11 protein-coding genes are annotated in these 12,566 nt (G+C 58.5%); all 11 read left to right on the top strand.

What is annotated here, in order from left to right; translation table 11 throughout:
* The 11 genes from KGL31_13365 to KGL31_13415 all read left to right on the top strand — a co-directional run bounded on the left by KGL31_13365 (position 1) and on the right by KGL31_13415 (position 12,556).
* Positions 1 to 801 (top strand): zf-HC2 domain-containing protein, encoded by an 801-nt coding sequence (locus KGL31_13365; protein MDE2322879.1) that lies wholly within the window; start codon positions 1 to 3, stop codon positions 799 to 801.
* 101 nt (positions 802 to 902) lie between these two features.
* Entirely contained in the window at positions 903 to 1,247 is a 345-nt protein-coding gene (locus KGL31_13370) for a hypothetical protein (GenBank protein ID MDE2322880.1), read from the top strand.
* Positions 1,248 to 1,620: 373 nt separating this feature from the next.
* Positions 1,621 to 1,887: a hypothetical protein gene (locus tag KGL31_13375; protein MDE2322881.1), complete on the top strand. Its 267-nt coding sequence runs from the start codon at positions 1,621 to 1,623 to the stop codon at positions 1,885 to 1,887.
* Between the two features lie 126 nt (positions 1,888 to 2,013).
* A complete protein-coding gene (locus tag KGL31_13380; protein ID MDE2322882.1) occupies positions 2,014 to 2,349 on the top strand; it encodes a hypothetical protein in 336 nt (111 codons plus the stop codon).
* A 133-nt stretch (positions 2,350 to 2,482) separates the two neighbouring features.
* Positions 2,483 to 3,787, top strand: coding sequence for a TolC family protein (locus tag KGL31_13385; GenBank protein ID MDE2322883.1), 1,305 nt, complete (start codon positions 2,483 to 2,485; stop codon positions 3,785 to 3,787).
* Positions 3,788 to 3,809: 22 nt separating this feature from the next.
* A complete protein-coding gene (locus KGL31_13390) occupies positions 3,810 to 5,087 on the top strand; it encodes an efflux RND transporter periplasmic adaptor subunit (GenBank protein ID MDE2322884.1) in 1,278 nt (425 codons plus the stop codon).
* A gap of 51 nt (positions 5,088 to 5,138) precedes the next feature.
* Positions 5,139 to 8,246 carry an efflux RND transporter permease subunit gene (locus KGL31_13395; GenBank protein ID MDE2322885.1) on the top strand — a complete coding sequence of 1,036 codons (3,108 nt, stop codon included), beginning with the start codon at positions 5,139 to 5,141 and terminating at the stop codon, positions 8,244 to 8,246.
* Positions 8,247 to 8,412: 166 nt separating this feature from the next.
* Entirely contained in the window at positions 8,413 to 8,802 is a 390-nt protein-coding gene (locus KGL31_13400; protein MDE2322886.1) for a hypothetical protein, read from the top strand.
* Between the two features lie 33 nt (positions 8,803 to 8,835).
* A complete protein-coding gene (gene ftsH, locus KGL31_13405; GenBank protein MDE2322887.1) occupies positions 8,836 to 10,692 on the top strand; it encodes an ATP-dependent zinc metalloprotease FtsH in 1,857 nt (618 codons plus the stop codon).
* Between the two features lie 314 nt (positions 10,693 to 11,006).
* Positions 11,007 to 11,450, top strand: a complete 444-nt coding sequence (locus tag KGL31_13410; GenBank protein ID MDE2322888.1) for a response regulator — start codon at positions 11,007 to 11,009, stop codon at positions 11,448 to 11,450.
* Complete coding sequence (locus tag KGL31_13415; GenBank protein MDE2322889.1) at positions 11,447 to 12,556, top strand: beta-propeller fold lactonase family protein; 1,110 nt, start codon at positions 11,447 to 11,449, stop codon at positions 12,554 to 12,556. The genes KGL31_13410 and KGL31_13415 overlap by 4 nt, the downstream gene beginning before the upstream one ends.
* Positions 12,557 to 12,566 lie beyond the last annotated feature (10 nt).

Raw genomic sequence — 12,566 nt, forward strand, 5'->3', positions numbered from 1 at the left:
ATGGAATGTCAGGAGATTCGGGTTTACTTATCGGCCTCTATTGATGACGCCCTTACTGTGGACGAGCAGGAGGCGATTGCGCGGCATCTGAGCGCCTGCGAGAGCTGTTCGAAATTCCTTGCGCGGGAACTAAAGACCAAGCGTCTCCTACGGGAACGGCTGCCCCAGCCGCAGCTCCCTTCAGGCTTCCGTGAGAGGATCGTTCAGGGCCTTGCCGAAGCCGAATCCGTGAGGCTGGAAGAACGATGGAGTTTCCCGTTGTGGCCTCGCAGGCCAGCGCCGATCCTGGCGATGGCCTGCGCATTCGTTCTTCTCCTTGCTCTCGCGATCTTTTATGCCGCCCCTCGCCCGACCCAGGCCTCGCCTTTCGTCAGGGATTCCGTGGAGGACCACGTGAAATGTCTCCTCGGTGAATATCCGATGGAGGTGAAGCTGGCCAATCCGGAGGAGCTGGCGCGTTGGCTCCAGGAGCGCCTGCGGTTTCCCGTTCGCCTCCCCCAGTTCACCCAACAGGAGCCGAGGCAACTCTGGGAGGGGCGGGTCAGTCTCATGGGAGGCGAAAGGGCCGGTCAGCTCTTCTACCGCTGGAGGGGTCACACCCTTTCGCTCTTTATCCTGCCGGGGGAGAAGCTGGCGATGATGCCTGGGGAGAAGCAGATTCGATCTGGGCGGACCTTTCACATCAACCACCATGAAGGGTACACCAGCCTCATGTGGAAGACAGGGGACCTCACCTACTGCCTCGTCTCCGACCTTGCTGCTGAAGAGGTGATGGCCTTTGCTTCAGAAGAGCAAGTCTAACTGATCTTCACGTGCCGAATTGAACTCTTCCGAATACGCTATCGTTTTCACTGATAGAAGGCGATTGCGATGTCGCCTCGTCTTGGAAGGAGGCGGAAGTCATGAGAAAGATCGCATGGCTAGGAATGGCATTGGCAGTCTGGGGCGTCGCCATGACCGCGCTTGATCCACCTGAAGCCCTCGCGACCCATGTGGTGATCCATAGGGGGGTGCTCCATGAGACGGTAACGACCGTCAGCGCTGGGGATCATGTCACCTGGATCAATGCCACGGGCGACCCCGCCGTCAGCGTTGTCTTCGAAGATCGAGCTCTGGGAGCCCCGGAGAGGACCAAGCTGTTTACGACGGAAGCATCCATCGAGTTTCCCCGTCCCGGTACCTTCCCCTACCATGTTCATGTCGGGGCTAGGGCGCTAACGCTAAGGGGGAAGATCGTGGTGAAGTAAGTGCGGAATGAAGCCTTTGCGTGGGGCAGAGCTGTCCCGTGAATCTACTGAGGGTTCATTCCCCGCGGCTTGCCGCGCAGATTTCTTTTTGCTCTGGTGTTTGATGCCCCGCAGCTTGCTGCGGGGTAGTTCACTGTGAACGCCCGTATAATTATACGGTTACATTGTTAAGAGGCAATAACAGATGGTGCATGGATGCCCCATGTGTTCGCGCAGAACAGGAGGTTACGTAGCGGATAGATAAAACGGTATCGTGGATAGACTTATTTCCGGTGAGGGTATGTTGTTATGCGGCTCTGCACGGGGTGTTGGCATAACTCTTGCTTTTAATTATGGGTGAAACTTAAGATTGCGAGGAAAGAGAAGCGCGCGCATGAGAGCGATAACCCATCAAAAGACCGGCATAAAGCTCGTTCTGATATTGATTCTCGCCGTGGGCCTGTGCATAACGTCGTGCGGTATGGCCGAACAACACGGATCGACGGGTAGCCGGTCTATTCTGTGTACCGTTGATCTCCCCAAGGTCTTTCAGGTTGTAATTCTGATGAATGTGCTCCTCTTTGCCCTTTCAACGTTGGTCGTTGTGCCCCAGGCCCCCGCTTTCTCTCTCTTTAAACCCCCTCGATTTACCTTTTTCTAATCGACGACTCGCTGGACTCTGACTTTATCCATCAGGGCGGCGCATGACGTATCATGCCCTGAGGGATCTCTGTAGACGACTGCAAATTATAATCCGTAACGACTCGTCCGGAAGGAGGTGAACACCATGACGATACGCCGCATCGCTGTTGTCACGATGAGCCTGTTGGTTCTGTTTCCGATGGCCCTCTCTCCAGCGTTTGCCACTGACAAGGAGGTTGTGGTGCTGCTGGGTTCCCTCAGGGAGGCCCACATTACCGTCGATCGAGGGGATCGTGTAATGTGGAGGAACGCCTCGGGGGAGAAGGCGCACTTGGCCTTTGTGCAGGACCCAGGCGTCCCCCATCCCGAGGTCTGGATTGAAGGGGCCGTAACGGTGACCTTTGAGCAGCCTGGAACCTATGAGTATCACGTCCATCAGCCCCACGCTAAGATCCTTCATGGGAGGGTCATAGTGAAGTAACGAAGCACCCATCAACGAGAGACAACGGCGTCTCTCGCGTCATTATCGTAATCATAATGGGATACGCTCGAAACATTAGACATTACTTGACGTCGGATCATTCGAACTTGTCGGGCAGGCGGAAGGATTGTACGTGACAATCAATAAGGAGATGGAGGTGACTATGGTCCTGAAAAGCGGTGTACTCATCCTTATTGCCAGCATTGCAGCCGTTAGGATGGGAGAAGCGGCGGCTGGGGCGGAGGAGACGCTCCGTCTTCAGCCGCTCGTCCAGGAGGCCCTCGCTGCGAATCCGGAGATCAGGGCTGAAGAGAGGAAATGGGATGCAGCGCGAGAACGTCCTTCCCAGGAAGGGTCGCTTGACGACCCGATGCTGAGCTTTGAGATTGAAAACCTCCCCACCCGCTCTTTCGGCTTTACCCAGGACGATATGACGATGAAGAAGCTCAGCATCTCTCAGGCGCTTCCCTTCTTTGGGAAGCTCGACCTGCGAAGCGAGGTTGCCCAACGGGAGGCCAACGCGATTGGCCTGGTGTATCGGGATAAACGAAACGAGATTGTGCGGCGGGTCAAAGAGGTCTTCTACGGACTGTACGCCATCGACCGCTCACTGGAGATTGTAGAGAAAAACCGTGAGCTACTGAGAGAATTCGTCAAAATCGCTGAGACGAAATACAGTGTAGGCAAGGGGATTCAGCAGGATGTCCTGAAGGCCCAGGTAGAGCTGTCGAAGTTACTGGACGAGCAGATCCGGTTGGAACAGAGCCGTCAGGCTGCTTGCGCCAGGCTGAATGCGATCCTCAACCGCCCCCCCCAAACGCCGCTCGGTCGGACTGAGGAGGTGGCGAAGGGCGAACTGCCGATGGAGCTTGCGGAACTCCAGGCCAGAGCCGTGGAGAACCGGCCGCTACTCAAGGGGCTTCAGGAGGAGATCGAGCGGAGCAAGGCGGCCAATGCGCTTGCCAGGAAGCGATACTTCCCGGATCTTACGATGAGCCTGGGCTACGCCTTCCGGGAAGACTCCGCTATCGTCAGGCGATCTGACTTCTTCTCAGCGGGGTTTTCAATCAACATCCCCCTATACTTCAGAACCAAACAGGACAGGCAGGTTGCAGAGACCTCGGCCTTGATCAATTCGGCCAGGGAACAGCATCAGGCCGCTAAAAACGAGGTGGTCTCGATGGTGAAGGAATTGGTGGCTGATATCGAGAAGGGACACAAGCTCATTGATCTGCTGGAGACCGGCCTGATTCCGCAGGCCCGACTCTCCCTGGATTCTGCCGTTGCCGGCTATCAGGTGGGTAAGGTGGATTTTCTCACCCTGTTGGATAGCCGACTGACGCTCTTCAATTTTGAGAAGGAGTACTATCGGACGCTGGGAGAGTACCAGACAAGCCTGGCGAAGTTGGAGTGGGTCGTCGGCGCCTCGGGATACTGAGGAGGACTCCGTGGGAGAACAGATGCGACGGATGAGGTGGGTCATTGCCTGGAGTGTCTTGATCGCCGCGTCCGCGGCGATCGTCGTGGTCTGGTATGGCGGCGGCCTTCGGTCCAACGCCCCGGTCGTGGGTGGCTCACCAGCGCCTCGGGAGCCGATCACTCAGACCGTACGCAATGAGGATCATGCCGGACATGAAGCGGCATCGACCCCTGCTGTGCAGGGCAAGCCGCCGGTTGCGTCCGAGATGCAGATGGCCCCTGGAGCGGTAATGGTCAGTCCGGAACGTCAGCAGTTAATCGGGCTGAAGACCGGCGTAGTCGAATACCGGTCGATTGAGCGGACGATCCGGACGGTCGGGGTGGTGGAGTTCGACGAACGACGCCTGGCCGACATTAATATCAAGATCGAGGGGTGGATCGAGAGCCTGCTGGTGAACTTTACCGGGGAGCCCGTGAAGAAGGGGCAGCCGCTCCTCACCATTTACAGTCCGGATCTGGTCTCGACTCAGGAGGAGTACCTGCAGGCGTTGCGGGCGAGGCAGACGCTCGGCAAAAGCCGCTTCCCCGACATCGCGTCTGGGGGCGATACGCTCCTCAATGCATCAAGGCGGCGCCTGCAGTACTGGGACATCAGCGACGAGGAGATCGCCGATCTTGAGCGAACAGGGACGCCACGCAAGAGTATGACGATTTACTCGCCCATCAATGGGGTCGTGATCGAAAAGATGGCTGTTCGCGGGAAGAAGGTGATGCCCGGTGAGAACCTGTACAAGGTGGCCGATCTTTCCACCGTCTGGGTCCAGGGTGAGATCTACGAATACGAGGTTCCAGTGGTCAAGCTTGGCCAGGCGGCGAGCGTGACACTCGCCGCCTACCCCGGAGAGCTCTTTCGCGGTAAGGTGAGTTACATCTACCCGGTCCTACAAGAAAAGACGCGGACGGTGAAGGTGCGCTTTGAGTTTCCCAACACGAAAGACTGGAAACTGAAACCCCAGATGTACGCCAATGTGGAACTGAAGATTCCCTTTGGCAAGCGTCTCGTTGTGCCCGATGAGGCGATCCTGGATAGTGGAACACAACAGCTCGTCTTTATCGACAAGGGGCAGGGGACCTTCGCGCCGCGAGAGGTCAAGGTTGGTGCGCGGGCGGATGGTTACACCGAGATCCTGACCGGTCTTTCGGCTGGCGAGCGAGTGGTGACCTCCGCGAATTTCCTGATCGACTCCGAGAGCCAGCTCAAGACTGCCGTCGGTGGGGTAGGGGGCATGTCCGGCATGGGGATGGCTCCGAAAAAGTAGGGGCGACCCGCCGGGTCGCCCGTACGGGGTGCGGAGCGCGGAGGTAATCCGATGATTTCTAGATTGATCGAGTGGAGCGCCATCAATCGATTCATCATCGGCCTCTTCACCTTCTTCGCTGTCGCCTGGGGGATCTGGGCGCTTCGAAACACGCCACTGGATGCCATCCCCGACTTGTCCGACGTCCAGGTCATCGTCCAAACGGAGTGGGCAGAGCGGAGCCCCACGCTCGTGGAAGATCAGATCACCTACCCGATTGTGGTCGCGTTCCTCTCAGCCCCGAACGTCAAGGTGGTCCGTGGCTTCTCCTTTTTCGGCCTCTCTTTCGTCTATATCATCTTCGAGGATGGTACGAATCTCTACTGGGCCAGGAGCCGCGTGCTCGAATATATGCAGGGCGTGCAGGACAGGTTGCCCAAGGGCGTGACCCCGGTCCTGGGTCCGGATGCGACCGGCGTGGGCTGGGGGTTTGAATATGCGCTTGTAGACGAGACCGGCCGGCACGATCTGGCCCAACTTCGGACGCTGAACGACTGGTACGTTCATCACTGGCTCCTGTCAGTCCCCGGCGTAGCTGAGGTGGCGCGGGTTGGCGGCTTCGTCAAGCAGTATCAGGTCTCTATCGATCCTGCTACCCTTCTCGGATTCAAGCTCCCCCTGGAACGAGTGATCGAGGCGATCCGAAAGGGGAACAACGATACCGGAGGTCGGGTGGTGGAGTTTACCGGACGCGAGTACATGGTCCGTGGCCTCGGCTACATCAAGTCCGTCGAGGACATCGAGACGATTGTCGTCGGGACTGACGAACGCGGGACCCCAATCCAGGTCCGGGACATCGGTCGGGTCGGTCTTGGACCCGACATCCGTCGTGGCGCCGCGGAGTTGAACGGCCAGGGCGACGTAGCCGGCGGAATCGTTGTGATTCGGTATGGTGTGAACAGCCTGGAGGTCATCCAGCGGGTCAAGGACAAGATCAAGGAGATCACCCCATCGCTTCCCGAGGGGGTCAAGATCATTCCTACCTACGATCGATCCGACCTGATCTATCGGTCCATCGCTACCCTCAAGGAGAAGCTGATCGAGGAGAGCATCATCGTCAGCCTGGTGAGTATCCTCTTCCTCTTCCACTTCCGCAGCGCCCTCGTGGCGATCCTCACCCTGCCAATCGCTATCCTCATGTCGTTCGTTACGATGTACTACATCGGCCTCGGCTCCAATATCATGTCGTTGGGCGGAATCGCGATCGCCATCGGCGCCATGATCGATGCGGCCATCGTGATGATCGAGAATGCCCACAAGCGCCTGGAACACGCCGCGCCAGGCGAGGACCGGAACCGAATCCTCATCGAGGCGGCCATGGAGGTAGGTAAGCCGCTTTTCTACTCGCTCCTGATCATTACCGTTTCTTTCATTCCTGTTTTTACCCTAGAGGCGCAGGAGGGCCGACTCTTCCGGCCGCTTGCCTTGACCAAGACTTTTGCCATGTTCTTTTCATCCCTGCTCTCGGTGACCCTCGTGCCCCTCCTCATGGTCCTCCTTATCCGCGGGAAGATCCATCCGGAGCACAAAAACCCGGTCAGCCGGTTTCTCATTTGGGTGTACAACCCGATTGTTCATGCCGTACTCAGATGGCGGAAGACCACGATCGCCGCCGCTCTCCTCTCGCTGCTCCTCACTATTCCGGCCTTCATGAAGCTGGGAAGCGAGTTCATGCCACCGATGTATGAGGGGACGCTCCTCTACATGCCGACGGCATTACCAGGCGCCTCGATCACGCAGGTCTCCCAGCTCCTCCAGATCCAGGATCGGATCATCAAGCACTTTCCGGAGGTTGAGTCGGTCTTCGCCAAAGGGGGCCGCTCCACCAGCGCCACCGACCCCGCGCCTCTGGAGATGATCGAGACGGTCATCAACCTGAAGCCTGAAGAGCGGTGGCGGCGGGGGATGACCGTTAAGAAGCTGGTCGACGAACTGGACCAGGCGCTCCGGGTTCCGGGGGTGACCAACGCCTGGACGATGCCGATCAAGGCCAGGACCGACATGCTCAGCACCGGGATCCGGACCCCCGTCGGGATCAAGGTGCTTGGCCCGAAGCTGGAGACGATCCAGCGGATAGGGCAGGAGATCGAGACTGCGCTCAAGCCTGTGCCGGGGACACGGAACGTCTTTGCTGAGCGTGTGGCCGGTGGCTACTACCTCGATTTCGAGATCAAGCGGGACGAGATCGCCCGTTATGGCCTCACCGTGACCGACGTCGAAAACGTCATCGAGACCGCCATCGGCGGCAGCACCATCACGACAACGATCGAGGGGCGTGAGCGGTTCCCGGTCAATGTCCGGTATTTCAGGGGGCTCCGCGACAGCCTGGACGGTCTGAGGCGCGTATTAGTGTCGACCCCGATGGGCGCCCAGATCCCGATTACGCAACTCGTTGATCTCAGGCTGTCAAGCGGCACCACCCTGATCCGGAGCGAGGCGGCCGAGCTGGTCGGCTACGTCTATGTCGATGTTGTCGGGCGGGATATCGGCGGCTATGTCGCTGAGGCCCAGCGAGTCGTGGCGGAGAAGGTGAAACCCCCCCAAGGGTATCACCTCATCTGGAGCGGTCAGTTCGAGTATATGGAGCGAGCGAAGGAGCGGCTCAAATACGTCATCCCCTTGACATTACTCGTCATTTTCGTTCTGCTCTATTTTAACTTTGGTTCGCTGGCCAAATGTCTGATTGTGCTGCTGTCGGTTCCATTCTCGCTGGTGGGCGGCATTTGGCTGCTGTATCTCCTGGGCTATAATCTGAGTGTGGCGGTATGGGTTGGGATCATTGCGCTGGCCGGGGTGGCGGCAGAGACCGGCGTCGTCATGATCGTCTATCTGGATGAGGTCTATGAGCGGCGCGCGCGAGAGGGGAAGATGAGCAGTAGTCGGGATCTGTATGAGGCGATTATCGAGGGAGCGGTCATGCGGGTGCGCCCCAAGATGATGACGGTGATGGCCATCATGGCCGGCCTCCTGCCCATCATGTGGAGTCATGGGGCGGGGGCTGATGTCATGAAGCGGATTGCTGCCCCGATGATCGGCGGGATGGTGACCTCGACCATCCTGACCTTGGTCATTATCCCTGTGATCTACGAGATGTGGCGCGGCCGAACAGTTCGCCAATAATCCGCGCTCTGACGTCATGGAGCGTAAGATAACTCGGCGTCTGCAGGAGTGTGGCTACGTTAGAGCGATCTCGTGGTAGAATTGCAAAGACCGCGGTACGTGGTGGGCAGACTCCCTGTCTGGAGTAGTGTGTGCGAAAACCCTTTCGGAAAAAGGAGGAACCAGCATGAATCGTGTGACGTGTGCAGGTGTGTTGGTGTCAGCCATGGTGTTGACAACGGGAGGGTCTGCGCCGGCGCAACAGCCTCAGCCGTGCGCGATGATGAAGGACCACCAAATGGGTGGCATGGAGCAGCAGGGGATGCCGGGTATGGGTAAGGGCATGATGAAGCAGGATAAGGATAAACAGATGGGCGGGATGCAGGGCTGTATGATGATGGACGATATGAAGAAACAGCAGCAGCTCATGCTGGAGATGAAGAAGCATATGCGGATGATGGACGAGATGATGGAGATGATGATGCAGCGCCAGCAGGGGATGACACCGCCACAGGGCATGACACCCAAGGGAGGCGGGCCGGAACAGCAGGAACACCATCCTAAACAGAGCCAGTAGTCCGGAATAGAGCAGGTCTTAGAGACGAGCGCGATGGAAAAGAAGCAGTGGCAGTTTGCGCTTTGGTACTTCGTAGCCGCTTTCTTTCTTGTGCTGGCCGTTCACGATTTCCTGATAGCGCGCCACACCGAGACGCTATCGTACAGCGATTTCAAACTGCTCCTGAAATCCGGCAAGGTGGAAGACCTGACCCTCGGGACGCATGTCATCTCCGGGCGGCTGAAACGGGAGGGGCTGGAAGGACTCCTCTCCAAAGAGAAGGTGGAGGCGATTCAACGGTTGGCCGGCGGGGAGAATCGCTTCGTGACCATTCGGGTCAACGATCCGACCCTGATCCAGGAGTTGGAGGCGTTGAAGGTGCGTTTTGCCGGCGAGGTAGAAAGCACATGGTTTACCACGCTGCTCTCCTGGGTACTTCCTGCCCTGGTCTTCGTTGGTGTATGGGCGTTTCTCATGAAGCGGGTTGGAGGACCGGCGAGCGGTCTGATGGCGATCGGCAAGAGCAAGGCTAAAGTATACATGGAGAAAGAGACCGGCGTGACCTTTGCAGATGTAGCTGGGATCGACGAGGCGCGCGCAGAGCTGATGGAGATTGTCGAATTTCTGAAGACGCCAGAACGGTATCGCCGGCTGGGGGGGAAGATCCCCAAAGGGGTGCTGATTGTCGGGGCCCCAGGGACCGGGAAGACGCTACTGGCCAAAGCGGTAGCCGGGGAGGCAGGGGTCCCATTCTTCAGCCTCAGCGGGTCGGATTTCGTTGAGATGTTCGTGGGGGTCGGGGCGGCTCGTGTACGGGATCTCTTCGCCCAGGCTCAGGAAAAAGCCCCTTGCATCATCTTCATCGACGAGCTGGATGCTCTTGGGAAGGCTCGTGGACTCAATCCTATTGGCGGACATGATGAACGCGAGCAGACTCTCAACCAACTGCTGGTGGAGATGGACGGCTTCGATACGAACAAAGGTGTGATCATCATGGCCGCAACGAACCGTCCGGAGATCCTCGATCCGGCCTTGCTCCGTCCCGGACGTTTCGACCGACAGGTGGCCCTCGATCGCCCCGATATCAGGGGTCGAGAGAAGATCCTCCAGGTGCATGCCAAGCCGGTCAAGCTCTCACCGGAGGTTGACCTCTCGGCTATCGCCGCGAGGACTCCGGGATTCGTCGGCGCCGATCTGGCCAACCTGGTGAACGAGGCGGCGCTGCTTGCCGCGCGGAAAGGCAAGGATGCGGTGGAGATGGCGGATTTCGATGAGGCGATCGACCGGATCGTAGCCGGTCTCGAGAAAAAGACCCGGGTGATGAATCCCGCGGAGAAGGAGACTGTCGCGTACCACGAGGCTGGCCATGCCTTGGTGGCGGAGTCCCGCCCTCACGCCGACCGTGTCTCGAAGATCTCCATCATTCCTCGCGGGGTGGCCGCGCTCGGCTACACGCAACAGTCGCCCACGGAGGATCGGTACCTGCTCAAAAGGGCCGAGATCCTTGATCGACTTGACGTGCTCCTGGGGGGGCGGGTGGCCGAAGAGATCGTCTTCGGGGACGTCTCCACCGGGGCCCAGGATGACCTCCAGCGGGCTACCGATATGGCCCGCCTCATGGTCACCCAGTACGGGATGAGCGAACGGCTGGGATTAGCGACATTCGAAGAGCCGCGCACCCCCATTTTCCTCAACATTCAGAAACCGCAAAGGGTACGGGAGTATAGCGAACGAACTGCTCAAGCAATTGATGAGGAGATCGGAAAGCTCCTGGCCGATGCCCACACTCGAGTCGAGCAGACACTGGCTACCAGGCGCAGTGACCTGGACGCACTGGCCAAGCTGTTGTTGGAAAAAGAGGTGATCGATCGGGAGGCTCTGACGCAACTGCTTCAGCCCAGGCAGACCTAGGGACCAGGACCACAGATTCCCTTATCGTCTTCCGCCACCGGGACATTCGGCTTCCTCGTGGGGCATGCGTGTCCCACAGATCCTTTCTCGAGTTTTCAGATAGTTACCCCACTTCTCTGATTCCGCGATGGGGCAGTTCCTCCCAGACTCATGCAGAGACGCCAGGGTGCCTCTTCAGATGTCGGAGATTTTTGTGAAGGAGTGCTCATTGTTTCATAAAGTTAGGCGAACTGCCGGAACCGCAGTACTCGTGGGATTATTGGCATCGGCATTGCTCCTGGAGGAAGGCAAAAGGGGTTGCCAGGTAGGCCATTATGAGCGACCAACGGAAGATTGTGATTGTTACGCCGGAGTTATCGATCAGGCAGCAGATCTTCAGTCGCGTGGCGGCGAAGGGGTACCCGGCTGTTGCTGTCGAAAGAGGGTACGATGCCTTGTTGACCGTTGTCGAGCAGAACGTCGGGCTGGTGATTCTCGACCTCTCGATCGACGAGTCCGCGGGCGTAAAGACCGTAGAGATCCTGCGAAAGATTCGACCTCGTTTGCCCCTGGTGGTCATGTCCGGTGATCGGTCGCTTGAAGCGGGTCGCGAAGTCCTTCAGCATGGCGTCTTCTATTACCTGCTCAAGCCTTTTGATCTTGAGGAGCTTGATCAGATTGTGGAGAGCGCCTTGACCTCGAATAGGCAACGGGCCGCAGGAATGGAAAAGAGGGTGTACGAATGCAGGCCGGCGGGCGAGAGGGGAGGGGCGGCATGACGGCAGTCCGTCGTACGGTGAGTATCGGTATCTTGGCGATGGCGTCGCTGCTGATCGTTCGCTCGACTGCGCTGGCGCACGGGGCAGGTGTGCGCGGCACGCAGGCGCTGTATGTCGCGAATGAGGGCTCGGATACGGTCTCGGTGATCGATATCGGGGCAATGAAGGTGACCGGCACCATGGCTGTGAGCTCCGGCCCGGAGCATGTCGCAATCAGTCCGGATCGACATTATGCCTTTATCGTATGTGGCCATTCAACCGAGGTCTGGATTCTGGCTTTGCCCGCGCGCACTGTCGTCGCCGCGGTGGCCAATGCGACGGGCCCGGGAGGCCGGACTGTGTTTGGAGCCGGCGCGACCTACGCCTATGTCACCAACAGTCTATACAGCCGAGTGACGGTGATTGAGCCTGCCACCGGAAAGAAGGTGGCGATGATCCCGGTGGGAGAAGCGGCGACCAAGATCAGCATCTCTCCGGATGGGAGTCATGCCTATGTTCCCAGCGAGCGGTCCCATTCCGTCGCGGTGCTGAACCTTTCGCTGAACGTCGTCGCGGCGGAGCTGCCGATCGCTGTGAAGCCTTATGCCGTCGAGATCTCTCCTGATGGTAAATACCTGTTGGTCTCCAGTCCTGATTCAAACAGCGTCACCGTCATAGAGGCTGCAACCCTGGTGTCGCTGCGCAGAATCCCCGTCGGTGACGACCCCCATCACGTAGTGTTCGGTCCCGGTGGGGCCTTCGCATATATTCTAAATAGGGGCTCGGATAGCCTGAGCGTGATCCAGATGGCGAATCAACAGGTGGTAGCGACTATCCCCGTGGGGAGGGAGCCGAGCGACGCCGACATTACGCCGTCCGGCCACTATATCTATGTGACCAACATGGGGAGCGGCGACGTGTCGGTCATTTCAACACAGACCGGCGCCGTGGTAGGGACGATCCCGGTAGGAACCCGTCCCCACGATATCGTCATCTCAGGGGACGGGCGGTACGCCTTCGTGGCCAACACCGGATCGAATGACATCTCCGTGATCAACCTGCTGTCCCAGACAACGGTAGGGCGGGTGCCGGTCGGCAAACGTCCCAGTGGGATGGCTCTGTGGTAGGCTGCAACAG

The organism is Candidatus Methylomirabilota bacterium, from assembly GCA_028870115.1.
In the GTDB taxonomy this organism is placed as follows: domain Bacteria; phylum Methylomirabilota; class Methylomirabilia; order Methylomirabilales; family Methylomirabilaceae; genus Methylomirabilis.